A 24175-nucleotide genomic window follows, 5' to 3' on the forward strand; every position below is an offset into this window, starting at 1 on the left:
ACTTGCCTGGAGAAACCGCATTCCGCGCGCTGTGACGTCGCCCAAACGGTCAGGAGCTGAGGACCCGGGTCAGGTAGGGGACCATGTTGGAGGTGCGCGCCGGCGAGACCGAGACCGCGGGGCTGGTGCCCTCGATCATCTGGTTGTTGCCCAGGTACAGCGCGACGCTCTGGGTCCCACCGGGGCCGTAGCACAGCAGATCGCCGGGACGGGCCTGTGCCGGCGGCACCTTCTGGCCGACGCTGCACTGCTCGCCGGAGGTGCGCGGCATCTTGATCCCGGCACCGGCGAACGCGTACTGGATCAGCCCGGATGCGTCGAAGCCGACCGTGGTGGTGTCCGGCATGTCCTCGCTGGGCACCAGCGACGTGCCCGGTAGGACCGGGGTGACGCTACCCGGCACCGGCGGGTTGCCTTGGGTGCTCGGCAGGATGGCGCGGCCGGTGATGTCGGTCAACGCGCTGCGGGTGGTGGCAGCCCTGGCCCGCGCGTTGTTGGTGGGTCCGTTGACGTCACCGCCGCCGTAGACGAAGGGCACCCCGCGCTGTGACAGCGCGCGCTGGATGACCCGGTCGACGAGCTGGTTCTGGCCGGTCTGCGACAGCGGGTCGGCGTGGGCGGGCGCGGCACTCAGTGCCGGGGCCAGGGCCGCTGCCAGGGCGATCGTGGTGGCGTAGATGCGCTTCATCAGATTCTCCTCTCGCGGCCCCGTTATCACGACAGCCTCATTCGTCACTTCTGTAACAGAGCCTACCGGCGCTTAGACTCCATTTGCCCGGGCGGAAGCGATATTGAGCAACCTGTGACCGAACGGTTACGCCACCGGCCACTACTGTCGTCAGTCATGTCCGCGATGCCTCCCGAGCAGATCAGCGCTCTGGACGCCGCCCACCTATGGCACCCCTACAGCACCATCGGCGCCGGGGCACCTGCTCCGATCGTGGCGCTGGCCGCGCGCGGCCCCCATCTGACGCTGGTGCTCGACGGCGAACCGACCGAGGTGCTCGACGGCATGAGTTCCTGGTGGACCGCCATCCACGGCCACGGCCACCCGGTCCTGGACGCCGCGATCAGCGCGCAGTTGGCCACCATGAACCACGTGATGTTCGGCGGCATCACCCACGAACCCGCGGCCCGACTGGCGCAACTGCTGGTGGAGATCACCCCGGCCGGACTGGACACCGTCTTCTTCAGCGACTCCGGGTCGGTGGCGGTCGAGGTCGCGGTCAAGATGGCGCTGCAGTACTGGCGTGCCCGCGGACTCCCGGGCAAGCACCGGTTGATGACCTGGCGGGGCGGCTACCACGGGGACACCTTCACCCCGATGAGCGTCTGCGACCCTGACGGCGGCATGCACACGCTGTGGCGTGACGTCCTGTCGCAGCAGATCTTCGCCCCGCAGGTGCCCCGCGACCACGACCCGGCCTACAGCGCTCGGTTCGAGACCCAACTGGCCGCCCATGCCGACGAACTGGCCGCCGTCATCGTCGAACCCGTGGTCCAGGGCGCCGGCGGCATGCGCTTCCACGACCCCCGGTATCTCAACGACCTGCGGGAGATCACCCGCCGCCACGGCGTACTGCTGATCTTCGATGAGATTGCCACCGGATTCGGGCGCACCGGAGAGCTGTTCGCCGCCGACCACGCGGGCGTGTGCCCCGACATCATGTGCATCGGCAAGGCGCTCACCGGCGGCTACCTGTCGATGGCAGCGACGTTGTGCGGCACCGAGATCGCCCACGCGATCAGTGCCGGCGAGGCAGGAGCCCTGATGCACGGCCCCACCTTCATGGCCAATCCGCTGGCCTGCGCGGTCTCGGTGGCCAGCACCGAACTGCTGCTCAGTGGGGACTGGCGCGGTCGGGTCGCGGGGATCAGCGCAGGGCTGCGCGCCGCCCTGGCGGACGCTCGCGGGCTGCCCGGCATCGCCGATGTCCGGGTCTGCGGCGCGATCGGCGTCATCGAATGCGAACAGCCGGTAGATCTGCCGGTGGCCACTGCCGCGGCACTGGCACACGGGGTGTGGCTGCGACCCTTCCGCAACCTCGTGTACGCGATGCCGCCCTACATCTGCACCGACGAGCAGGTCGCCCAGATCGGTGCCGCGATGGTCGCTGCCGTGCGTGCCTTAACCTGAACGGTGTTCAAGAGTCGTTGTAAGGAGCTCGCGTGACCCGCACGGATGCGTCTCCACTGGCCTGGCTGGCAGAGGTGGAGCGGCAGCGCCGACAGGCCGGCCTGCGCCGTTCGCTGCGGGAGCGCCCCGCGGCGACCACCGAGCTGGACCTGGCCTCCAACGACTACCTCGGCCTGTCGACGCACCCGGACGTCATCGCCGGCGCAGTGGATGCGCTGCGCACCTGGGGCGGTGGCGCCGGAGGGTCCCGGCTGGTCACCGGCAACACCGAGCTGCACCACCGGTTCGAACAGCAGCTGGCCGAATTCGTCGGTGCCGCTTCAGGATTGGTATTCTCTTCGGGATACACCGCCAACATCGGCGCCGTGGTCAGCCTGTCGGGGCCGGAGTCGCTGGTGGTCTCCGACGCCTACTGCCACGCCTCGTTGGTGGACGCCTGCCGGCTGTCCAGGGCGCGGGTCGCGATCACCGCGCACCGCGACGTCGGGGCCGTCGCTGCGGCCCTGAGCAACCGCAGCGAAGAACGTGCCGTCGTTCTCACCGAATCGGTGTTCAGCGCCGACGGTGCGCTGGCCCCGCTGCGCGAACTGCACGAGGTGTGCCGGCGCCATCGGGCGCTGCTGATCGTCGACGAGGCACACGGGCTCGGGGTGCGCGGGGACGGCGGCCGAGGGCTGCTGCATGAAGTCGGCCTGGCCGGGGCACCGGATGTGGTGATGACGACGACGCTGTCCAAGGCGCTGGGCAGCCAGGGCGGCGCGGTGCTGGGTCCGGCTGCGGTGCGTGACCACCTCATCGACACCGCCCGGACCTTCATTTTCGACACCGGCCTGGCACCGGCCGCGCTGGGAGCCGCCTCGGCGGCCCTGGGGGTGCTGGCCGCCGAGCCCTCCCGCGCTGCCGACGTGCTGCGGCATTCCGGCACGCTGGCGCAGATCTGCGACGTGCCCGAACGGCCGGAATCCGCCGTCGTCTCGGTGATTCTCGGCGACCCGCAGGTCGCGGTGGCCGCCGCGGCCGCCTGCCTGGATGCCGGGGTTCGGGTGGGCTGTTTCCGGCCGCCCACGGTGCCGGCGGGCACCTCGCGGCTGCGGCTGACTGCGCGTGCCTCGCTGACCGAAGCCGATCTGGAGCTGGCCCGGCGGGTACTGACCGACGTCCTGGCGGTGCGGCGCAGGTGAGCGTGCTGGTGATCACCGGCACCGGTACCGGCGTCGGCAAGACGATCGCCACCGCGGCACTGGCCGCCTGCGCCCGCACGCTCGGCCTGGACGTGGCGGTGTGCAAGCCGGTGCAGACCGGCACCGCCGACGGCGACGACGACCTGGCCGAAATCGGCCGGCTCTCGCAGGTGAGCGCGCTGTTCGGGGCGGGCCGCTATCCCGAGCCGCTGGCCCCGGTGGCCGCCGCGCACCGCGCCGGCATGGCGCTGCCGACCCGCGCCGAACTGCTGGCGCTGATCCGCGACGCCGACGGCCCCGGGCGGTTGACCCTGGTGGAGGGCGCCGGGGGACTGCTGGTGGAGCTGGCGGCCGACGGCGTCACCCTGCGCGATCTGGCGGTGGACCTCGGTGCGGCCGTGCTGGTGGTGGTCGGAACCGAACTGGGCACCCTCAACCACACCGCGCTGACGTTGGAATCCCTTGCCGGACAATGCCTGTCGTGCGCCGGACTGGTGATCGGCAGCTGGCCGACGCAACCCGATGACGCCGCGGTGAGCAATCGTGAGGCGTTGGCCCGGCTGGCGCCGCTACGGGCGGTGCTGCCGGCGGGCTCGGGTTCGCTGGGGGCCGCGGAGTTCGGCGCCCGCAGCGGCGCGGCGTTCGCACCTGCCTGGGTGCGCTCGCTGATCAGCTGACGGCGATCCCGGCCTGCACGGCCAGCCCGTCGATCAGCAGCCGCAGCCCGAACCCGAAGGCGCTGCCCGGGTCGGCGTCGGGGGTGATCCCGGCCGCCCCCGCGGCGTCCCACTGCAGCCGGGACTGCTCTTCGGCGGTGAACCCCAGCACGTAGTAGACGACGGTGCGTGCGGCCAGCACGGCGTGATCCGGGTGCACACCCGCTGCGGCGGCCGAGTCGGCCAGCAGCCCCACGATCTCGGCGGCGGCGCGCGACTGACCGGCGGCCAGGCTCGCCGACACCAGCTCGGCGCCGTCGGTGTGTGACAGCAGCGCGTCGCGCAGCCGCTCGCACACCGCCTGGATCCGCCACCGCCAGTCGCCGGGCCCCGGGTCGGCGCAGGCCGCGGCCAGCACCCGGTCGGCGACCGCGCCCAGCAACTGCTGCTTGTTGGCGAAATGCCAGTACAGGGCGCCGGGGCTGACCTTGAGCTCGCGCGCCAACCGCCGCATCGTCAGGTCGGCGATGCCGTAGTCGTCGAGGATGGCGGCCGCCGCGGCGACCACGTCAGGTTTGTGCAGCTGCACGCCGCTACCATAACCTGAACAGCGTTCAAGGCGGCTCGTCCGCCGGACTCGAGCAACAAGGAGCATCAGGTGACTCAGGCCGCCGTATCCAGCATCGCCACCGATAACGCCGACATCTTGGCGGTGGCCCGCGAGCAGGTGCTGGGGCGCGGCGAGGGACTGGACTCCGAGCAGGTGCTCGCCGTGCTGCAGCTGGGCGAGGACCGTCTCGACGAGCTGCTCGAGCTGGCGCACGAGGTCCGGATGCGCTGGTGCGGCCCCGAGGTGGAGGTCGAGGGCATCATCAGCCTCAAGACCGGTGGCTGCACCGAGGACTGCAACTTCTGCTCGCAGTCCGCGGTGTTCGACGACTCGCCGGTGCGCGGGGTCTGGCTCGACAAGGCCGAGCTGGTGGAGGCCGCCAAGGCCACCGCGGCCACCGGCGCCACCGAGTTCTGCATCGTGGCGGCCGTGCGCGGCGCCGACGACAAGTTGCTCAAGCAGGTCGACGAGGGTATCCAGGCGATCCGCGCCGAGGGCATCGACATTCCGATCGCCGCGTCGCTCGGGCTGCTGACGGCGCGTACTGCCAAGAAGCTCAAGGAGATCGGCGTCCATAAGTACAACCACAACCTGGAGACCGCGCGCTCGTACTTCCCGAGCGTGGTGACCACCCACGAGTGGGACGAGCGGCTGGCGACCCTGGAGCTGGTGCGCGACAACGACATGGAGCTGTGCAGCGGCGGCATCATCGGGATGGGCGAGAGCCTTGAGCAGCGCGCCGAATTCGCCAGCCAGATCGCCGCGCTGAACCCCGACGACGTGCCGATCAACTTCCTCAACCCGCAGCCGGGCACGCCGTTCGAGAACATGGAGCCGGTGTCGGCGTTCGAGGCACTGTCCGTCGTCGCCGCCTTCCGGCTGGCGCTGCCGCGCACCACGCTGCGGTTCGCCGGTGGCCGCGAGATCACCCTGGGTGACCTGGGTGCCAAGCGCAGCCTGCTGGGCGGTGCGAACGCGATGATCGTCGGCAACTACCTGACCACCCTGGGGCGCTCCATCGACGACGACCTGGAGATGCTCGAGGAGCTGAAGATGCCGATCAAGGCGCTCAGCGCCAGCCTGTGAGCATGGCCACCCAACTGCCGGAGCTGGTTGGGGCCGGCGTCTACAACGTGCACAACGGTGCATTGATCGGTGACGACGACCGCCCGGTGCCGCAGACAGCCGCACAACTCGCATTGCGCCCGCCCCGGTTCTGCGCCGCCTGCGGCCGCAAGATGGCGGTCCAGATCCGGCCCAACGGTTGGTGGGCGAAGTGCTCCCGGCACGGCCAGGTGGATTCGGCGGAGCTGGCAGCCCGGTAGTGGCGCACACACCGGAACGCCCGGCGCCGCGCATCACGCGTTTGCGTGCCGCCGGCGTCATGGCCGCCGGGCTTGGACTCACCGGGCCGCCCCTGGGCGCGTTGTGGGCATGGATCGCCCCTTCGGCGCACGGGGTGGTGGCACTGACCCGCAGTGGCGAGCGCGTGCAGGCGTATCTGGGCAGCGAAGCCGAAAACCTTTTCGTCGCACCGGTTCTGCTGCTGGCCCTGCTGGGAGTGGTGGCGGTGGTGGCCGCGACGCTCGCCTGGCAGTGGCGGGCCCACCGCGGCCCGGGAATGATCACGGGCCTGTCGGCGGGCCTGATCGCGGCGGCCGGCTTTGCGGTGCTGGTCGGCCACCGGCTGGTGCTGCAGCGCTACGGCGTCATCGACGTGGACACCGCCCCGGTGACACCCGAGCATCGCGTCCACTACACCGCCGAAGGGCCCCCGGTGTTCTTGGGGCACACCGTGTTGCAGATCGCTGCCATGTTGTTGCTGCCGGCCGCGGCCGGGGCCCTGGTGTACGGGCTGTGTGCCACCTGGTGCACCCGCGACGACCTCGGCGGCTACCCGCCCGAGTCTTTGCCTCCGACGGGACTCGGCGTCAGCGCAGCGCGCGGGCGGTGATGACCCGGACTGCCACCAGACCCAACCGGGCCAGGCCCAGGTAGGTCTTGGGGTTCAGCAGCGTCGGCCATTCCTTCTGCACCACGGTCTCGGGCACCGGCCGGCCGGCGAACCGGTCGGCCAGCCAGGACAGCACCATCGGAGTCGACAACGGGTGCAGCAGGATGTGCTCGCTGAACAGATCGCGGTGGTAGGTCAACCGCGCACCACCGGCGGCGTACGTCGCGGCGAGCGCGTCGATGTCGTGGACCGAGATCACTTCGTCGTAGATCGCCTGCACCATCAGCATCGGGGGAGCGGGCACGGAGCTGCCCAGCCGGGTGTCGTCGAAAACGTGCTGGACAGCCGGCATCTCGATCAGCTGTTCGAGCGGCTGGTCGATGTAGGAGTTCAGACTGCGGTGCTGGAAGCGCAGCACCGCGGCGGCGGTTGTCGTCGACTCCAGCGAGTGCAGCAGGGCCCGCCCGTCGACGGTGGCGTGCTCGTCGATGACCGCGGCCAGATCGGGATAGGTGCGCGCCAGCGCCGCGATCATGGTGGCCGGCAGACCCGACCAGAACGAGCCGTTCAGCCGCATCAGCGTGTTACCCAGGTCGCCGACCGGCGAACCCATGGCGGCCCCCGCCACGTTCAGCTCAGGCGCGTAGGAACCGCAGACCTCGGCCGCCCAGCCGGTCGCCAGGCCGCCACCGGAGTAGCCCCACAACCCGATCGGGGAGTCGGCGGCCAGCTCCAGCTGTTCGGAGCCCAGTGCGGCACGCAGGCCGTCGAGCACGCAGTAGCCCGGCTCATAGGGCGCGCCCCAGTGGCCGTCGCGGCCCTCGTGGTCGGGAACCGACACCGCCCAGCCCTGTGCCAGCATCGCGGCGATCAAGACGAACTCGAGTTGGGTGAACGAGCCGTAGGCCTTGGCCCGTCGGCGCAGGGCGTAGGACGGGAAGCAGCGGCCGTCCACCGCGTCGATCGCACACTGGTACGACACGATCGGGCACGGTCGAGTCAGGTCACGGTCACCCGGCACCAGCACCGTGGTGACCGTCGCCTGCGGGAGGCCGTTGCGGTCGGTGGTGCGGTACAACAGCTGGGTGGCGTGCAGCCGCTGCGGGATCAGGCCCAGAAATGCCAGCTCCACGTCGCGGGAGCGCAGCACTGTGCCGGGCTGGGCGTGCTCGAAGCCGGCCGGGGGCTCGTAGAACGGATCCTGGTCCGGCAGCTCGGCGCGGGCGCCGGGCTGCAGCGGCTGGTGGGCGGCCTGCCCGATCCAGTCGACAGAGGATGTGCGGGCCAAGCTGTCGAAGTCCATCGGGGCATTGTGACTTAAGAACCCACTAAGATTCCACTCCGACCCACCCTGGGGGCCGCAGAGCCGCGAATTCGTCGGTCACTCGGAGTTGGGACTCGGTGAACCGGTAACGGGCCGCGGGCCGGCCGCCACTGCGTCCGGAGCGTGCCGTGGTGCCGGTGGGAATGATCACCCCGCGGCGAACCAGCACCCGCTGCAGGTTGGTGGCGTCCACTTGGTGCCCGAGTACCACGCTGTAGATGTCGCGCAGGGTGGACAGAATGAATTCTGTTGGGGCCAAAGCGAATCCGATGTTCGTGTAGGACATCTTGGCGACCAGGCGGCTATGTGCGTGGGCCACCATCGGCGCGTGGTCGAACGCCATCGGGGGAAGTTCGTCGACGGGGTGCCAATGGGTGTCACCGGGCAGTTCCGGGTCGGCCGGCGAGGGCACCAGGCCCAGAAAGGTCGAAGCTATGGTGCGCACGCCGGGAACGCGGGCTGGGTCGGAGAACACAGCCAGTTGCTCCAGGTGGGCGATCTCACGCAGGTCGACCTTCTCGGCGAGTTGGCGGCGCGCCGAGGCGGTGACGTCCTCGTCGTGACGCAGGAGTCCACCGGGCAGGGACCATCGTCCGGACTGGGGTTCTCTGGCCCGTTGCCACAGCAGGACCTTCAGTCGGGGGCGGCGCGTCTCGAGGTCGCCAACCTGGAAGACGGCGGTGAGGACTTCGTGGGCGGTGCTAGTATGGACCACGTTTTCGATTATAAGTCGAAAACCTGATTCGCGAGAGGAGTCGCGCATGACCACCCTCACCGACACCGGTGCGAAGGCCGGCAGGCTGGCAGACCGCATCGTCAATTCGCCGGCCGGCTACAGCGGAATCGAGCCCGACGACGAGTGGGTGGCCGAGATCCTCCGGCTCAAAAAGGAGCGCAACGCCACGATCCTGGCGCACAACTACCAGTTGCCGCCCATCCAGGACATCGCTGACCACGTCGGCGACTCACTGGGCCTGGCCCGCATCGCCGCCGACACCGACGCGGACACCATCGTGTTCTGCGGCGTGCACTTCATGGCCGAGACGGCCAAGATCCTGTCCCCGGACAAGACGGTGCTGATCCCCGATGCCCGCGCGGGCTGCTCGCTGGCCGACTCCATCACCGCCGAGGACCTGCAGGCCTGGCGTGACGACCACCCGGGCGCGGTGGTGGTGTCTTACGTCAACACCACCGCGGCAGTCAAGGCGCTCACCGACTACTGCTGCACGTCGTCGAACGCCGTTGACGTGGTCAACTCCATCGAACCGGATCGCGACGTGCTGTTTCTGCCCGATCAGTTCCTGGGCCAGCACGTCCAGCGGGTCACCGGGCGCAAGAACATGCACATCTGGGCGGGCGAATGCCACGTGCACGCCGCCATCAACGGCGATGAGTTGGAGGAGAAGGCGCGCGCGAACCCCGACGCGGAGCTGTTCGTGCACCCGGAGTGCGGGTGCGCCACCTCGGCGCTGTACCTGGTCGGTGAGGGGCACTTCCCAGAGGAGCGGGTGAAGATCCTGTCGACCGGCGGCATGCTCGAAGAGGCCCGGCGGACCCAGGCACGCAAAGTCCTGGTGGCCACCGAGGTCGGCATGATCTACCAGCTGCAGAAAGCCGCGCCAGAGGTCGACTTCGAGGCGGTCAACTCCAAGGCGGCCTGCAAGTACATGAAGATGATCACCCCGGCGGCCCTGCTGCGCAGCCTGACCGAGGGTGCCGACGAGATCCACGTCGACCCCGAGACAGCCCGGCTGGCCGCGCGCAGCGTGCAGCGCATGGTCTCGATCGGCAATTCGGTACCGGTCAGCAAGTGAACGCCGATCCCGTCTGGCAACAGCGGGCCGATGTGGTCGTCATCGGCACCGGGGTCGGTGGGCTGTCGGCAGCCCGGGCCGCGCACCGCGCCGGACGGGACGTGGTGGTGCTCAGCAAGGCCGACACCGGCCACGCGGTGACCGCGACCCATTACGCCCAGGGCGGGATCGCGGTGGTGCTGCCCGGCAACGACGACACCGTGGCAGCCCACGTCGCCGACACCCTGGCGGCCGGCGGCGGGCTTTGCGACCGCGACGCAGTCACCTCGATCGTGGCCGACGGCTACCGGGCTGTCTCCGAATTAGCCGGCGCCGGAGCGCAATTCGACCTCGATGTCGAGGGGAACTGGGCGCTGACCCGCGAAGGCGGGCACAACCGGCGGCGCATCATTCACGCCGGGGGAGACGCGACCGGAGCCGAAGTGCAACGCGCACTCGACGCGGCCGCTGCCGAACTGGACATCCGCTGGGGCCAGATCGTTCTACAGATCCTGCACGACGGCGACGTGGTCACCGGGGTGCAGGTGGCCAACGCCGATGGCATCGGGGTCATCCACACGCCGTCGGTGGTGTTGGCCACCGGCGGCCTGGGCCAGCTGTACCGGGCCACCACCAATCCCGGCGGTGCCACCGGCGATGGGGTGGCGCTGGCGTTGCAGGCCGGAGTGGCGGTCAGCGACCTGGAGTTCATCCAATTCCACCCGACGATGCTGTTCTCCGGCACCGGCTCCGGTGGCCGCCGGCCGCTGATCACCGAAGCGGTGCGCGGTGAGGGCGCCACCCTGATCGACTCCCGCGGCGCCCGAGTCACCGATGGCGTGCACCCGATGGGGGACCTGGCACCACGCGACGTGGTGGCCGGGGCCATCGACACCCGGCTGCGCGAGAGCGGCGACCCGTGCGTGTTTCTCGACGCCCGCGGCATCGACGGCTTCGAGAGCCGCTTCCCGACCGTCACCGCGTCCTGCCGGGCCGCCGGCATCGACCCGGTCACCCAACCCATCCCGGTGGTCCCCGGCGCGCACTACAGCTGCGGCGGGGTGGTCACCGACGTCACCGGGCGCACCGAACTGCCGGGCCTGTACGCCGCCGGCGAGGTGGCCCGCACCGGCATGCACGGCGCCAACCGACTGGCCTCCAACAGCCTGCTGGAAGGCTTGGTGGTGGGTGCCCGGGCAGGTGCGGCCGCCGCGAGGCACGCCGTGACGTCCGGCCGGGTGCGCGCCGCGGTTCCCGGACCCGCCGAGCACGTCGGCGTGGACCGGGACACCCTGCAGCAGGCGATGTCCCGCGACGCCTCGGTGGTGCGCGACGCAGCGGGCCTGCGGGAGCTGATCGCGCTGCTGTCCACCTCCGATGAGCCGCTCGCCGCAGACCGCCGGGGCGCCGAGGACTCCGCGCTGACACTGGTGGCTCGGGTGGTCGCCGGAACGGCACTGGCGCGCACCGAAAGCCGCGGCTGTCACCACCGCGGCGAGTATTCGGCGGCCGACCCCGATCAGGCCCGCAGCACCAGCGTCCGGCTGCTCGGCGACGCCGTCGTGGTCGAGGCACCCGCCGCGGTGGCGTCATGACCGCACTGTCGCCGGCCGAGCTCACCGAGGTCCGGCAGATCATCGCGCGCGCCCTCGACGAGGACCTGCGCTACGGCCCCGACGTCACCACCACGGCGACCGTGCCGACGGGCGTGACCGCCGAAGCGGCGATGGTCACCCGGGAAACCGGGGTGGTCGCCGGGGTGGACGTCGCCGTGGCGGTGCTCGACGAAGTTCTCGGGCCGCAGGCCTACACCGTGCTGGACCGGGTGGCCGACGGGCAGCGCCTGGAGCCGGGCGCGGTCGTGCTGCGCCTGAAGGCCGACACCCAGGGCCTGCTGACCGCCGAACGCACCATGCTCAACCTGGTCTGCCACCTGTCCGGCATCGCGACCGCGACCGCGGCCTGGGTCGACGCCGTGGCCGGTACGCCCGCGCAGATCCGCGACACCCGCAAGACCCTGCCGGGCCTGCGTGTCCTGCAGAAGTACGCGGTGCGGGTCGGCGGCGGAACCAACCATCGCATGGGCCTGGGCGACGCGGCGCTGATCAAGGACAACCACGTCGCAGCGGCCGGCTCGGTGGCCGCCGCGCTGCGGGCCGTGCGCGCCGCCGCCCCCGACGTGCCCTGCGAGGTCGAGGTGGATTCCCTCGAACAGTTCGACGAGGTACTCGCCGAGAACCCCGAGCTGGTGCTGCTGGACAACTTCCCGGTCTGGCAGACCCAGATGGCGGTGCAGCGCCGCGACGCGCGCGCACCGGGGGTGCTGTTGGAGTCCTCCGGCGGGCTCAGCCTCGACAGTGCCGCGGCCTACGCCGCGACCGGTGTCGACTACCTGGCGGTGGGTGCGCTCACCCACTCGGTGCGGGTACTCGACATCGGCCTGGACATGTAGGACGCCTCTCAGACGATATCGGTGACCAGCACCGCCACCTTGCGGTTCTGCAGCCGCACCGCCCACGGCAGTGACGCGTCGGCGGCGCCGGGCGGCACGATCCGCGGATTGGTCAGGTGAAGTTCACTGCGGAACAGCCGCACGTCGGCCTCCCCGGCGGCCACCACGTTCTTGACCCAGTCGGCCATGCCGTGGCCCAGCGCCACCGAAAGCACGTCGCCCTTGCGGTAGGTCGTCACCACCGTCTCGTAGGGCTTGCCGGACTTGCGCCCGCGATGCTTGATCACCGACGTGCCGGGAAGGAACCGGGACAACGGCTTGACCACCGGGTTCATGTATTTCGTCTGGAGCCGGTCCAGCCACGGCGGGAACACCACCGGCAGCTTGGGCTCCCCGCCGGCACTCTTGTCGACAGCCATAGGTACTCCGTTCCTCGTGAGTGTTCAGGTGATGTCTGCGACCAGTATCCCGACCCATCGGGACCCCAAACGGGTGATCCACGGCAGGCCGCTGGTGTCCCCGCCGATCGGCACGATCCGCACGTTGGTGACGTGTACGTTGCGCCGGAACAGCTGTACGTCGGCCTCGCCGGCGGCCAGCACGTTCCTGACCCAGTCGGCCTTGCCGTGGCCGAGCATCACCGCCAGCCTCGGGCCCTTGCAGAACGCGCGTACCACGGTCCGGTACGGGTTGCCGGACTTGCGGCCCCGATGCTCGATCACCGCGAATCCGGGCAGGTGGAACCGCTTGATCAGCGGTGACTCCACCTTGTGCTGCAGGTAATCCAGCCAGTCGGGGAAGATGTAGGGCACTCCGGGAACGCTCTTGGGGTGGTCGCTGGTGGCCATCCGACTCCGTCTCTCACAATCGCCGACACAAACCAGCCTAGCCCCGGCGCGATCGGGCGCGATTCCGACGGCCATGCGCCGCGATATTGACTTGAACGGTTCTGGGACAATGGTCCACGTGAAAGCGATGGCCCGCATCGACCTGCGTGGGGCGAACTTGTCCGCCGCCGCACTTCGTGCTGCCCTGCCGCGCGGCGGTGTCGACGTCGAGGCGGTGCTGCCGCGGGTGCGTCCGATCGTCGAGGCGGTCGCCGAGCGTGGCGTCCCGGCGGCGCTGGAATTCGGCGAATCCTTCGACCAGGTGCGCCCGGACGCCGTCCGGGTGCCGGCCGCGGCGCTGGACACCGCGTTGGCCGAGCTCGACCGGGCTGTGCGGGCCGCCCTGGAGGTGGCGATCAGCCGGGCTCGCGCGGTGCACGCCGACCAGCGTCGCAGCGACACCACCACCACGCTGGCGCCGGGAGCCACCGTCACCGAACGCTGGCTGCCGGTCGAGCGGGTCGGCCTCTACGTGCCGGGTGGCAACGCGGTGTATCCGTCGAGCGTGGTGATGAACGTCGTCCCGGCTCAGATCGCCGGGGTGGACTCCCTGGTGGTGGCCAGCCCGCCGCAGGCCCGGTTCGGGGGCCTGCCGCACCCGACGATCCTGGCTGCGGCCGCGCTGCTCGGTGTCGACGAGGTGTGGGCGGTCGGCGGTGCGCAGGCGGTGGCACTGCTGGCCTACGGCGGCACCGATACCGATGGCGCCGAACTCGCACCGGTCGACATGATCACCGGCCCCGGCAACATCTACGTCACCGCCGCCAAACGGCTGTGCCGGTCGCAGGTCGGCATCGACGCCGAGGCCGGCCCCACCGAGATCGCGATCCTCGCCGACCACACCGCTTCTCCGGCACACCTGGCCGCCGACCTGATCAGCCAGGCCGAACACGACGAGATGGCCGCCAGCGTGCTGGTCACCACCAGTGCCGAACTGGCCGATGCCACCGACCGCGAGCTGGCCGCGCAGCTGGCGACCACCGTGCACCGCGAGCGGGTGACCACCGCGCTTTCCGGGCCGCAGTCGGCGATCGTCCTGGTCGACGACCTGGCTGCAGGCATCCGGGTGGTCAACGCCTACGCCGCCGAACACCTGGAGATCCAGACCGCCGACGCTCCCGCCGTGGCAGCCCGGATCCGTTCGGCCGGAGCGATTTTCGTAGGTCCGTATGCGCCGGTCAGCCTCGGTGACTACTGCGCGGGCTCCAATCACGTACTGCCCACAGCGGGTAGCGCGCGCCACTCCAGTGGCCTGTCGGTGCAGACCTTCCTGCGCGGCGTCCACGTGATCGACTACACCGAGGCAGCGCTGAAGGATGTGAGCGGTCACGTGATAGCGCTGGCTCAGGCCGAGGATCTGCCCTCGCACGGCGAGGCCGTCCGGCGCAGGTTCGAGTCATGACCGGGCCCGGCGACGGTGTCAGCCTGGACGATCTGCCGCTGCGCGACGACCTTCGCGGCAAATCTCCCTACGGTGCACCGCAATTGGAGGTTCCCGTTCGGCTGAACACGAATGAGAACCCATACCCGCCGAGCCAGGCCCTGATCGACGACGTCGCCCGCTCGGTGCGTGCCGCCGCCGCCGAGTTGCACCGCTATCCGGACCGGGACGCCGTGGCGCTGCGCGCCGACCTGGCGGGGTATCTGTCCGGGGTGGCCGGTGTCGAGGTCGGGCCGCAGAACGTGTGGGCGGCCAACGGCTCCAACGAGATCCTGCAGCAGTTGTTGCAGGCGTTCGGCGGGCCGGGGCGCAGCGCGATCGGATTCGTGCCGTCGTACTCGATGCACCCGATCATCTCCGATGGCACCCAGACCCGGTGGCTGGCCGCCCACCGGGCCGGGGATTTCGGCCTGGACGTGGCTGTGGCCGTCGCCGCGATCATCGAGCACAAGCCCGACGTGGTGTTCGTGACAAGCCCGAACAACCCATCCGGGCAGAGCATTCCGCTCGATGACCTGCGCGCGGTGCTCGACGCCGCACCCGGCATCGTGATCGTGGACGAGGCCTACGGGGAGTTCTCCTCGCAGCCCACCGCGATCGGGCTGATCGCCGACTACCCGGCGAAGCTGATCGTCAGCCGCACCATGAGCAAGGCGTTCGCGTTTGCCGGTGGCCGGCTCGGCTATCTGGTCGCCGCGCCGGCGGTGATCGACGCGATGCTGCTGGTGCGGTTGCCCTATCACCTGTCGGTGCTCACCCAGGAGGCCGCCCGCGCCGCGTTACGGCACGCCGACGACACCCTGGGCAGCGTCGCGAAGCTCATCGCCGAACGGGAACGAGTCTGTGCCGCGCTGGCGGGCATGGGATTTCGGGTCATCCCCAGTGACGCCAACTTCGTGTTGTTCGGGCGGTTCACCGAGGCGCCCGCGGCGTGGCAGCGCTACCTCGACACCGGGGTCCTCATCCGCGATGTCGGCATACCCGGATACCTGCGCACCACCATCGGGCTGCCGGCGGAGAACGACGCACTACTTGCCGCCAGTGAACGACTTGTGACCACCGAACTCGCCCAATCGTTAGGAGCCTCATGACTCGCCGCGCTCGGGTGGCACGCACCACCCGTGAATCCGAGATCACGGTCGAACTCGACCTGGACGGCACCGGCGTCGTCGACATCGACACCGGGGTGCCGTTCTTCGACCACATGCTCACCGCGCTGGGCAGCCACGCCAGCTTCGACCTGACTGTGCGGGCCCGCGGGGACGTCGAGATCGAGGCGCACCACACCGTGGAGGACACCGCGATCGTGCTGGGGCAGGCTCTGGGCGAGGCGCTGGGCGACAAAAAGGGCATCCGCCGGTTCGGCGATGCTTTCATCCCGATGGACGAGACGCTGGCGCACGCCGTTGTCGACGTGTCGGGGCGGCCCTACTGTGTGCACACCGGGGAGCCGGATCACTTGGCGCACACCACCATTGCCGGATCAAAGGTGCCCTACCACACCGTGATCAACAAGCACGTGTTCGAGACGCTGGCCTTCAATGCGCGTATCGCGCTGCACGTGCGGGTGCTCTACGGGCGCGACCCGCATCACATCACCGAGGCGCAGTACAAGGCGGTTGCCCGCGCACTGCGCCAAGCGGTGGAGCCCGACCCCCGGGTGACCGGGGTGCCGTCCACCAAAGGCACTCTGTGAAGTCGGTGGTGATCCTGGACTACGGGTCCGGGAATCTGCGCTCGGCGCAACGCGCCCTGGCGCGGGTCGGCGCGGCCGTCGAGGTGACCGCCGACGCCGACGCCGCCGCGGCCGCCGACGGCCTGGTGGTGCCGGGCGTCGGGGCCTTCGCCGCCTGCATGGCCGGGCTTCGTAAGGTGCACGGCGACAAGATCATCGACGAACGGGTGCAGGCCGGGCGGCCGGTGCTGGGAGTGTGTGTCGGGATGCAGATCCTGTTCGCCCACGGCGTCGAGTTCGGGGTGGACACCGCAGGCTGCGGCCAGTGGCCGGGTGCGGTCACCCGACTGGACGCACCGGTGATCCCGCACATGGGCTGGAACGTCGTCGACGCGGCACCGGGCAGCACGCTGTTCCGCGGTTTCGACGCGGACACCAGGTTCTACTTCGTGCACTCCTACGCCGCGCAACGCTGGGAAGGACGCCCCGAGGCTTTGCTGACCCGGGCAACCCATCAGGTACCGTTCCTGGCGGCTGTCGAGGACGGACCGTTGGCCGCCACCCAGTTTCACCCGGAGAAGAGCGGGGATGCCGGGGCGACGCTGTTGAGGAACTGGGTGGAGGCACTGTGAGTACATCGGCGAACAACGCTCTGATCCTGTTGCCGGCCGTCGACGTGGTCGAGGGACGTGCGGTGCGTCTGGTGCAGGGCAAGGCCGGCAGCGAGACCGAATACGGCTCCGCGCTGGATGCCGCGCTGGGTTGGCAGAACGATGGCGCCGAGTGGATTCACCTGGTGGACCTCGATGCCGCGTTCGGCCGCGGCTCGAACCGCGAACTGCTGGCCGAGGTCGTCGGTCAACTGGACGTGAAAGTCGAACTGTCCGGCGGCATCCGCGACGACGAGTCGTTGGCGGCGGCTCTGGCTACCGGCTGTGCCCGGGTCAACCTGGGGACCGCCGCGCTGGAGAATCCGCAGTGGTGCGCCCGGGCCATCGCCGAGCACGGGGAGCAGGTGGCGGTCGGCCTGGACGTGCAGATCGTTGACGGTGCCTACCGGCTGCGCGGACGCGGCTGGGAGACCGACGGCGGTGAGCTGTGGCCGGTGCTGGAACGCCTTGACCGCGAAGGGTGTTCACGCTTCGTGGTCACCGACGTGACCAAGGACGGCACCCTCGGCGGGCCCAATCTGGAGCTGCTCGGCGAGGTCGCCGACCGCACCGCCATCCCGGTGATCGCCTCCGGCGGGGTGTCCAGCATCGACGACCTGCGTGCGATCGCCACCCTGACCGGCCGCGGCGTTGAAGGAGCCATCGTCGGAAAGGCCCTCTACGCGGGCCGGTTCACGCTGCCGCAGGCACTGACCGCGGTGCAGGGGTAAGGCCCGGCGTGGCGCTGGACACCGCGGATCTGTCAGCCCTGGTCGCCGAGGCGACCACGATCCTCGATGTCGCGGCAAAGCCTTTCGTCGCCGGACACCGCGCCGCATCGGCAGTTCGCAAGGCCGGCAACGACTTCGCCACCGAAGTGGACCTGGCGCTGGAACGTCAGATCACCGAAGCCTTGCAGTCGGCAACCGGAATCGGCGTGCACGGTGAGGAGTTCGGCGGACCGCCGATCGATTCCGACCTGGTGTGGGTGCTCGATCCGATCGACGGGACATTCAACTACGCCGCCGGTTCGCCGTTGGCGGCGATCCTGCTGGGCCTGCTGCGCGACGGCGAACCGGTCGCCGGCCTGACCTGGTTGCCGTTCCTCGGCCAGCGTTACAGCGCCGTGGTCGACGGGCCGTTGACGCGCAACGGGGTGGCCATGCCGGTGCTGGAGAACTCCGCGCTGGCCGACTCCCTGGTGGGCCTGGGCACCTTCAACGTGGAGTGGCGCGGACGTCTGCCTGGCCGCTACCGGTTGGCGGTGCTGGAAGGACTGAGCCGGGTGACGTCGCGGACCCGGATGTACGGCGCCACCGGAATCGATCTGGCTCACGTGTCCGACGGTGTCCTGGGCGGGGCGGTCAGCTTCGGCGACCACATCTGGGACCACGCCGCCGGTGTCGCGCTGGTCCGGGCGGCCGGCGGGATCGTCACCGACCTGGCGGGCCAACCGTGGACCGCACAGTCGCATGCTGCGCTGGCCGCCGCGCCGGGTGTGCACGCCGAGATCCTCGAGATCCTGGCCGCCGTCGGCGCACCGGAGGACTACTGAGATGGCGCACGGCACCGATGTGGCGGTGCGGGTCATCCCGTGCCTGGACGTCGACGGCGGGCGCGTCGTCAAGGGCGTGAACTTCGCGAACCTGCGCGATGCCGGTGATCCGGTGGAACTGGCGGCGGCCTACGACGCCGAGGGCGCCGACGAACTGACGTTCCTCGACGTCACGGCGTCGTCGTCGGGCCGGGCCACCATGCTCGAGGTGGTCGCGCGCACCGCCGATCAGGTGTTCATCCCGCTGACCGTCGGCGGTGGGGTGCGCACCGTCTCCGACGTCGACGTACTGCTGCGGGCCGGCGCCGACAAGGTGTCGGTGAACACCGCGGCGATCGCCCGGCCGGAACTGCTGGGCGAGCTGTCCCGCCACTTCGGTTCGCAGTGCATCGTGCTGTCGGTCGACGCCCGCACTGCGCCCGTTGGGCCGAACGGGCTTGCTCCCACACCGTCGGGCTGGGAGGTCACCACCCACGGCGGCCGGAAGGGCACCGGGATCGACGCGGTCGAGTGGGCGGTGCGCGGCGTCGAGCTGGGCGTCGGGGAGATCCTGCTGAACTCGATGGACGCCGACGGAACCAAGGCGGGTTTCGACCTGCCGATGTTGCGGGCGGTGCGCGCGGCGGTGAGTGTCCCGGTGATCGCCAGTGGGGGAGCCGGCGCGGCCGAACATTTCGCACCCGCAGTTGCGGCCGGCGCCGATGCGGTGCTGGCGGCCAGCGTGTTTCACTTCCGGGAGTTGACGATCGGGCAGGTCAAGGCGGCGATGGCGGCCGAAGGGATCACAGTTCGATGAGCTACCAGCTGGATTCGGCGATTGCCACGCGGCTCAAGCGAAATGCCGACGGACTGATCGCCGCGGTGGCCCAGGAGCGGGGCACCGGAGATGTACTGATGGTCGCCTGGATGGACGACGACGCACTGGCGCGCACCCTGGCGACCCGTGAGGCGACGTACTATTCACGCTCCCGAGGCGAGCAGTGGGTCAAGGGTGCGACGTCGGGACACACCCAGTATGTGCATTCGGTGCGGCTGGACTGTGACGGCGATACGGTGCTGCTCGAAGTGGATCAGGCCGGCGGCGCCTGTCATACCGGCGACCACAGCTGTTTCGACGCCGACGTGTTGTTGCCTCGCGCGGATTGAACTGTCGCCGCACGGTCGGGCGGTATGCTGGCCGACTGTGAACCCCGACGAACAGGACGACTACCCGCTGGATCACACGCCTGCGAGTTTCGAGCTGGAGCGGGTTTCGCAGCATATCGACGAGCACTACGCGACCGGTACGGTCAGTGACATCGAAGCGCACCTACCGCGCTCCGGCTCGCGGATCGTGGCGCTGACCAACCAGTTGAGCAAGTCACAGGCGAACCTGGAATCGACGTCGGCACGTTTCAACGAACTGGCGTCGGCCATCCCCGGAGACATCGTGGACCTCAGCGACCGACTGTCCGGAATCCTCAAGGGTGCCATGGCAGAAGCCGACGACATCAGGGGTGAAGCCCAGCGATTCGCCGACCAGTTGCGCACCGCCGCCGAGAACGAGGCCGCGCTGATTCTCAAGGACGCCGAGGCGCAACGCCGCGAGGCCGCCGAGCTGCGGGCCGAACTGGAGACCCAGCACAAGCAGTTGCGGGTTCATGCCGCACAACTTCGCCGGCAGGCGGTGATGAGTGCCGCCGAGATCATGAAGGAAGCCGAGAACCACGCTTCGGAGATCCTGACCGAAATGAACGAGGCCATCAACACACACGTGACCGACGCGCATCAGCGGCTCACCGAACTGATGGACGCCCGGGCAAAGATCGTGGACCAGATCCAGCGTTCGACCGTGCAAGTTAATCGCGAAACGCTCCCTCCGGCAAAAGAGTCCTGGTTCCGCGAAAATCGGCCGCACTGAGGTACTTTGCCGCGAATTTGGCCGCCCTGGGCGTAGGTTTGATACGCTGCGTCGCACGGCGACCTGAGCCGAGTCGGCCCATTTGGTCTCGCGCACAAGCCAACTCGGTCGAACGCTGGTTGTCGGGCGAGACCGAACAAGTCAGCTGCGAGGAGTAGGCCAATGGCGCTGGAAATTCCGGAATTCGAAACGCAGATGCGCGGTTTCGACCGTAATGAGGTTTCGGACTACATTTCTCGTCTGCATCACGAAATCGAGATCCTGCAGGATCAGGCGAAATCCCTCGACGCGGCGAAGGCCCAGACCCGTTTCGATCGCGAGCAGCTGACCGCCGAAGTCGGCCGGTTGCAGAACGACATCGTGCGCATGACCGCTGACGCCGACGCGGAGCGCCAGCGGCTCACCGCCGAACTGGACCAGTTGCGGAAGCAGTTCGAGCAGGTCACCGGTCCGGTGGATTCCGTCGAGGGGATGTCGGATCGCATCGCCCGGATGATGCGGATCGCCTCGGAAGAGGCCCGCCGCACCAAGGAGTTGGCCCGCCAGGACGCTGAATCGCTGACCGGCGAGCTGCGCGAGCAGTTGGAGGCGGCCCGCCATGACCGGGCGGCCGCCAGCGACGCCCTGGCCGAGTTCCAGGCCTCGACCAACACCCGTCGCGCGAAGATCCTGGAAGCCGCCACGGTCGAAGCCGAGGAGATCCTGCGGATCGCCCATGAGGAGCGCGGCCGGATCGCCCAGGAGATCGAGGACGCCGAACGCAACCGGCGCGAGGTCTACCAGAAGCTCGCCGAGGAAGACGAGCGCAACCGTCGCGCCGCCCAGGAAGCCCTCGACGAGCAGATCAAGCTTGCCTGGGAGGAGGACGAGCGCAATCGCCGCGAGGCGCAGCGCCGGTTGGACCAGCAGATGAAGTCGGCTTGGGAACAGGCCGAGGAGACCATCGCCAAGCTCGACAAGGAAGCTCGCCTGGAGGCGTCCGCGCTGATCGCGACCACCCAGCGCGAGGCGAAGACCCTCACCGAGCGCACCCAGAACGAAGTGGACATGCTGGTGCGGGAGCGCTCCGGGATTGTTACTCACCTCAACGAGATCCGGAACTGGATCGACAGCGCCGTCGGAGACAGCCGCCAGCTGATCGAGGTCGCCGACGAGCCGGAGCCGGCCGCAGAAGACACAGCCGGGGCCTGATCCTCTAGCGGGCGCGCAACAGCTCCAGGGCCTTGTCGGCATGGGTGTCCATGGAGAACTCGCTGGCGATCACCTCGAGCACGGTGCGGTCGGTGTCGATGACGAACGTCGTCCGCTTGACCGGCATCAACTTGCCGAGCAGTCCGCGTTTGACGCCGAACTGGGTGGCCACCGTGCCGTCGGTGTCACTCAGCAGCGGGTAGTCGAAGCTCTGCTGGTCGGCGAACTTGGCCTGCTTGGCCACCGCGTCGGTGCTGATTCCGACCCGCTGCGCCCCCACGGCGGCGAACTCACCGGCCAGGTCCCGGAAGTGGCAGGCCTCCTTGGTGCAGCCCGGCGTCATCGCGGCCGGATAGAAGAACAGCACCACCGGCCCGTCGGCGAGCAGTTCGGTGAGCCTGCGCGGTGTTCCGGTCTGGTCGGGCAGTGCGAAATCGGCCACGGTGTCGCCAGTTTTCATGGCCGCCAGGCTACTCCTGGGGTCACAACGGGATCTGGGAGGATGAGCCCGTGCAAACCATCCCCGCCGGAACCGTCTCCAGGGCCGACTTCCGGGTGCTGGCCGCCGAGCACCGGGTGGTTCCGGTGACCCGCAAAGTGCTGGCCGACGCCGAGACACCGCTGTCGGCCTACCGCAAGCTGGCCGACAACCGGCCCGGCACCTTCTTACTGGAGTCCGCCGAGAACGGCCGGTCGTGGTCCCGCTGGTCGTTCATCGGCGCGGGAACGTCGTCGGCACTGACCGTGCGCGACGGCCAAGCGGTGTGGCTGGGCGCGGCCCCGCAGGGCGCGCCGACCGGCGGCGACCCGCTGGCGGCCCTGCGCGAGACGCTGGCGCTGCTGGAGACGTCGGGCATCTCCGGGTTGCCGCCGTTGTCGAGCGGTCTGGTGGGCTTCTTCGCCTACGACATGGTGCGGCGGCTGGAGCGACTGCCGGAGCTGGCCCTCGACGACTTGGGGCTGCCCGACATGCTGCTGCTGCTGGCCACCGACATGGCCGCGGTCGACCACCACGAGGGCACTATCACGCTGATCGCGAACGCGGTCAACTGGAACGGCACCGACGAGCGCGTCGACGAGGCCTACGACGACGCGATCGCCCGCCTGGATGTGATGACCGCTGCACTGAGCCAGCCGCTGGGCTCCAGCGTCGCCACCTTCGAACGTCCCGAGCCGGTCTATCGGGGCCAGCGCACACCCGAGGAGTACGGGGTGATCGTCGAGCGCCTGGTGGGTGAGATCGAGGCGGGCGAGGCGTTCCAGGTGGTTCCGTCGCAGCGGTTCGAGATGGACACTCCGGCCGACCCGCTGGATGTCTACCGGATGCTGCGGGTCTCCAACCCGAGCCCCTACATGTATCTGCTTCAGGTGCCTGATGAGGTTGGGGGACTTGCGTTTTCGATCGTCGGCTCCAGCCCCGAAGCGCTGGTGACCGTGCAGGACGGCCGAGCGACCACCCATCCGATCGCCGGGACGCGGTGGCGTGGTGCCACCGAGGAAGAAGACCAGTTGCTGGCCAAGGAGTTGCTGGCCGACGACAAGGAGCGCGCCGAGCATCTGATGCTGGTCGATCTGGGGCGCAATGACCTGGGCCGGGTGTGCGTTCCGGGCACCGTGCGAGTCGCCGACTACAGCCACATCGAGCGCTACAGCCACGTCATGCATCTGGTGTCCACGGTCAGCGGTCTGCTCGCCGAGGACCGGACCGCGCTGGACGCCGTCACGGCGTGTTTTCCGGCCGGCACCCTGTCCGGGGCGCCCAAGGTACGTGCGATGGAGTTGATCGAGGAAGTCGAGAAGACCCGTCGCGGCCTCTACGGTGGCGTGGTCGGCTACCTGGACTTTGCCGGCAACGCCGATTTCGCGATCGCGATCCGCACCGCGCTGCTGCGCAACGGCACCGCCTACGTCCAGGCCGGCGGCGGCGTGGTCGCCGACTCCAACGGCCCGTACGAGTACACCGAGGCCTCCAACAAGGCCCGCGCGGTGCTGGCGGCGATCGCGGCGGCCGAAACACTGAGCACCCCCGGTGTCGATGGCTGACCCGCCGGAGCGCCGGGACGCCCAGGGGGCTGTAGCCCTGCGGGGTGCGCTGTTGCTGCTGGTGGTGGCCGCCGGTGGACTCTGGGGCGCGTCGCGGCTGCCGTGGGTGCTCATCCGATCTGCCGACGGGCTGGGCCAGCCCAGGCTGGTGACGGTCTCCGGTGCGTCGTGGTCGACGGCGCTGGTGCCGCTGGGGGTGCTGTGCCTGGCCGCTGCCGTGGCCACGGTGGCGGTGCGCGGTTGGAAGCTGCGGGTGCTGGCGGTGCTGCTGGCCGCGGTGAGCCTGGCGAGCGGGTATCTGGCGATCAGCATGTGGGTGGTCCGCGATATCGCGCTGCGGGCGCTCGACATCGCCGAGATTCCCCTCACGGCGCTGTTGGGCACCGAGCGGCGGCTCACCGGCGCGGGCCTGACCCTGGTCGCCGCGCTGTGTGTCATGGCTGCTGCGGGTCTGCTGATGCGGGCGGCGGCCCGGGACACCGGGTCTGGCGCCTCGGATGCCAAATACGCCGGGCCGGCGGCTCGGCGAGCGGCGGCACGCGAGCTCGGTGACAGCCCGAACGGCCCGCAGATGTCGGAACGATTGATGTGGGACGCCCTTGACGACGGCCATGACCCCACCGGCGATGCGCCCGACTCTGCGCCCGACTCTGGGACCGGCTCGGACCCCGAGGGCCGGTGACATCACTGGCGGTGACAGTGGTTACCCTTCGATGAAGGTTTTAG

General features: G+C 69.6%; 28 protein-coding genes. 21 read left to right on the plus strand and 7 right to left on the minus strand.

What is annotated here, in order from left to right; translation table 11 throughout:
- Positions 1–49 precede the first annotated feature (49 nt).
- Positions 50–688: an NlpC/P60 family peptidoglycan-binding protein RipD gene (ripD, locus tag K6T84_RS19385; protein WP_225400119.1), complete on the minus strand. Its 639-nt coding sequence runs from the start codon at positions 686–688 to the stop codon at positions 50–52.
- A 156-nt stretch (positions 689–844) separates the two neighbouring features.
- Between ripD and bioA the strand changes: the two genes are divergently transcribed.
- Genes bioA through bioD form a run of 3 tightly spaced genes read left to right on the plus strand, consistent with a single transcriptional unit; the run spans position 845 to position 3995 of the window.
- Positions 845–2137, plus strand: coding sequence for an adenosylmethionine--8-amino-7-oxononanoate transaminase (gene bioA, locus K6T84_RS19390; RefSeq protein WP_225400118.1), 1293 nt, complete (start codon positions 845–847; stop codon positions 2135–2137).
- A 32-nt stretch (positions 2138–2169) separates the two neighbouring features.
- Positions 2170–3318, plus strand: coding sequence for an 8-amino-7-oxononanoate synthase (gene bioF, locus K6T84_RS19395; RefSeq protein ID WP_224860413.1), 1149 nt, complete (start codon positions 2170–2172; stop codon positions 3316–3318).
- Complete coding sequence (bioD, locus tag K6T84_RS19400) at positions 3315–3995, plus strand: dethiobiotin synthase (protein ID WP_225400117.1); 681 nt, start codon at positions 3315–3317, stop codon at positions 3993–3995. Before bioF ends, bioD begins: the two co-directional genes overlap by 4 nt.
- Here the strand turns inward: bioD and K6T84_RS19405 are convergent.
- Positions 3988–4563, minus strand: a complete 576-nt coding sequence (locus K6T84_RS19405) for a TetR family transcriptional regulator (protein WP_224860409.1) — start codon at positions 4561–4563, stop codon at positions 3988–3990. The two genes, bioD and K6T84_RS19405, sit on opposite strands and share 8 nt — an antisense overlap.
- A gap of 69 nt (positions 4564–4632) precedes the next feature.
- Here K6T84_RS19405 and bioB point away from each other — a divergent pair, with 69 nt between their 5' ends.
- The 3 genes from bioB to K6T84_RS19420 are packed head-to-tail and all read left to right on the plus strand — an operon-like array spanning position 4633 to position 6538.
- Entirely contained in the window at positions 4633–5670 is a 1038-nt protein-coding gene (gene bioB, locus K6T84_RS19410; protein WP_224860407.1) for a biotin synthase BioB, read from the plus strand.
- A gap of 2 nt (positions 5671–5672) precedes the next feature.
- Positions 5673–5909, plus strand: coding sequence for a biotin synthase auxiliary protein BsaP (gene bsaP / locus K6T84_RS19415; protein ID WP_224860405.1), 237 nt, complete (start codon positions 5673–5675; stop codon positions 5907–5909).
- A complete protein-coding gene (locus K6T84_RS19420) occupies positions 5909–6538 on the plus strand; it encodes a DUF2567 domain-containing protein (protein WP_329786716.1) in 630 nt (209 codons plus the stop codon). The genes bsaP and K6T84_RS19420 overlap by 1 nt, the downstream gene beginning before the upstream one ends.
- Here K6T84_RS19420 and K6T84_RS19425 read toward each other — a convergent pair.
- Both K6T84_RS19425 and K6T84_RS19430 read right to left on the minus strand, forming a co-directional pair.
- Positions 6516–7841 carry a lipase family protein gene (locus tag K6T84_RS19425; protein ID WP_224860403.1) on the minus strand — a complete coding sequence of 442 codons (1326 nt, stop codon included), beginning with the start codon at positions 7839–7841 and terminating at the stop codon, positions 6516–6518. The genes K6T84_RS19420 and K6T84_RS19425 overlap by 23 nt on opposite strands.
- Positions 7842–7866: 25 nt before the next feature.
- Positions 7867–8577 (minus strand): NUDIX hydrolase, encoded by a 711-nt coding sequence (locus tag K6T84_RS19430; protein WP_224860401.1) that lies wholly within the window; start codon positions 8575–8577, stop codon positions 7867–7869.
- A gap of 46 nt (positions 8578–8623) precedes the next feature.
- Here K6T84_RS19430 and nadA point away from each other — a divergent pair, with 46 nt between their 5' ends.
- Genes nadA through nadC form a run of 3 tightly spaced genes read left to right on the plus strand, consistent with a single transcriptional unit; the run spans position 8624 to position 12107 of the window.
- Positions 8624–9676, plus strand: coding sequence for a quinolinate synthase NadA (gene nadA, locus K6T84_RS19435; protein WP_224860399.1), 1053 nt, complete (start codon positions 8624–8626; stop codon positions 9674–9676).
- On the plus strand, positions 9673–11250 hold the full coding sequence (locus tag K6T84_RS19440) for an L-aspartate oxidase (RefSeq protein WP_224860397.1): 1578 nt from the start codon (positions 9673–9675) through the stop codon (positions 11248–11250). The genes nadA and K6T84_RS19440 overlap by 4 nt, the downstream gene beginning before the upstream one ends.
- Positions 11247–12107 carry a carboxylating nicotinate-nucleotide diphosphorylase gene (gene nadC, locus K6T84_RS19445; RefSeq protein WP_224860395.1) on the plus strand — a complete coding sequence of 287 codons (861 nt, stop codon included), beginning with the start codon at positions 11247–11249 and terminating at the stop codon, positions 12105–12107. Before K6T84_RS19440 ends, nadC begins: the two co-directional genes overlap by 4 nt.
- 8 nt (positions 12108–12115) lie before the next feature.
- Here nadC and K6T84_RS19450 read toward each other — a convergent pair whose 3' ends face one another.
- Entirely contained in the window at positions 12116–12526 is a 411-nt protein-coding gene (locus tag K6T84_RS19450) for a nitroreductase family deazaflavin-dependent oxidoreductase (protein ID WP_225400116.1), read from the minus strand.
- A 24-nt stretch (positions 12527–12550) separates the two neighbouring features.
- Entirely contained in the window at positions 12551–12955 is a 405-nt protein-coding gene (locus tag K6T84_RS19455) for a nitroreductase family deazaflavin-dependent oxidoreductase (protein WP_224860391.1), read from the minus strand.
- Positions 12956–13064: 109 nt separating this feature from the next.
- Here K6T84_RS19455 and hisD point away from each other — a divergent pair, with 109 nt between their 5' ends.
- The 10 genes from hisD (at position 13065) to K6T84_RS19505 (ending at position 21406) form a co-directional block, all read left to right on the plus strand.
- Entirely contained in the window at positions 13065–14396 is a 1332-nt protein-coding gene (hisD, locus tag K6T84_RS19460) for a histidinol dehydrogenase (protein ID WP_224860389.1), read from the plus strand.
- A complete protein-coding gene (locus K6T84_RS19465; RefSeq protein WP_224860387.1) occupies positions 14393–15526 on the plus strand; it encodes a histidinol-phosphate transaminase in 1134 nt (377 codons plus the stop codon). Before hisD ends, K6T84_RS19465 begins: the two co-directional genes overlap by 4 nt.
- On the plus strand, positions 15523–16131 hold the full coding sequence (gene hisB / locus K6T84_RS19470; protein ID WP_225400115.1) for an imidazoleglycerol-phosphate dehydratase HisB: 609 nt from the start codon (positions 15523–15525) through the stop codon (positions 16129–16131). Before K6T84_RS19465 ends, hisB begins: the two co-directional genes overlap by 4 nt.
- Entirely contained in the window at positions 16128–16742 is a 615-nt protein-coding gene (gene hisH, locus K6T84_RS19475) for an imidazole glycerol phosphate synthase subunit HisH (RefSeq protein ID WP_225400114.1), read from the plus strand. Before hisB ends, hisH begins: the two co-directional genes overlap by 4 nt.
- A 20-nt stretch (positions 16743–16762) precedes the next feature.
- Positions 16763–17491, plus strand: coding sequence for a bifunctional 1-(5-phosphoribosyl)-5-((5-phosphoribosylamino)methylideneamino)imidazole-4-carboxamide isomerase/phosphoribosylanthranilate isomerase PriA (gene priA, locus K6T84_RS19480; protein WP_225402009.1), 729 nt, complete (start codon positions 16763–16765; stop codon positions 17489–17491).
- Positions 17492–17499: 8 nt separating this feature from the next.
- Complete coding sequence (locus K6T84_RS19485; protein WP_224860381.1) at positions 17500–18315, plus strand: inositol monophosphatase family protein; 816 nt, start codon at positions 17500–17502, stop codon at positions 18313–18315.
- A 1-nt stretch (position 18316) separates the two neighbouring features.
- Positions 18317–19111 (plus strand): imidazole glycerol phosphate synthase subunit HisF, encoded by a 795-nt coding sequence (gene hisF, locus K6T84_RS19490; protein WP_224860379.1) that lies wholly within the window; start codon positions 18317–18319, stop codon positions 19109–19111.
- Positions 19108–19461: a phosphoribosyl-AMP cyclohydrolase gene (hisI, locus tag K6T84_RS19495; protein WP_224860377.1), complete on the plus strand. Its 354-nt coding sequence runs from the start codon at positions 19108–19110 to the stop codon at positions 19459–19461. The genes hisF and hisI overlap by 4 nt, the downstream gene beginning before the upstream one ends.
- A 37-nt stretch (positions 19462–19498) precedes the next feature.
- On the plus strand, positions 19499–20215 hold the full coding sequence (locus tag K6T84_RS19500; protein WP_224860375.1) for a M protein: 717 nt from the start codon (positions 19499–19501) through the stop codon (positions 20213–20215).
- Between the two features lie 162 nt (positions 20216–20377).
- On the plus strand, positions 20378–21406 hold the full coding sequence (locus K6T84_RS19505; protein ID WP_224860373.1) for a coiled-coil domain-containing protein: 1029 nt from the start codon (positions 20378–20380) through the stop codon (positions 21404–21406).
- A 4-nt stretch (positions 21407–21410) separates the two neighbouring features.
- Here K6T84_RS19505 and K6T84_RS19510 read toward each other — a convergent pair whose 3' ends face one another.
- The gene (locus K6T84_RS19510; protein ID WP_224860371.1) at positions 21411–21866 is read right to left on the minus strand and encodes a peroxiredoxin; all 456 of its coding nucleotides are present in this window, start codon (positions 21864–21866) and stop codon (positions 21411–21413) included.
- Between the two features lie 32 nt (positions 21867–21898).
- On the opposite strand from K6T84_RS19510, the gene K6T84_RS19515 reads away from it, so the two are divergent.
- Together K6T84_RS19515 and K6T84_RS19520 are read left to right on the plus strand one after the other, a co-directional pair.
- Positions 21899–23449, plus strand: coding sequence for an anthranilate synthase component I (locus K6T84_RS19515; protein WP_408066147.1), 1551 nt, complete (start codon positions 21899–21901; stop codon positions 23447–23449).
- Entirely contained in the window at positions 23442–24131 is a 690-nt protein-coding gene (locus tag K6T84_RS19520; protein ID WP_225400113.1) for a TIGR02234 family membrane protein, read from the plus strand. The genes K6T84_RS19515 and K6T84_RS19520 overlap by 8 nt, the downstream gene beginning before the upstream one ends.
- The last annotated feature ends 44 nt before the right edge of the window (positions 24132–24175 follow it).

Source organism: Mycobacterium zoologicum (assembly GCF_020181635.2).
In the GTDB taxonomy this organism is placed as follows: domain Bacteria; phylum Actinomycetota; class Actinomycetes; order Mycobacteriales; family Mycobacteriaceae; genus Mycobacterium; species Mycobacterium zoologicum.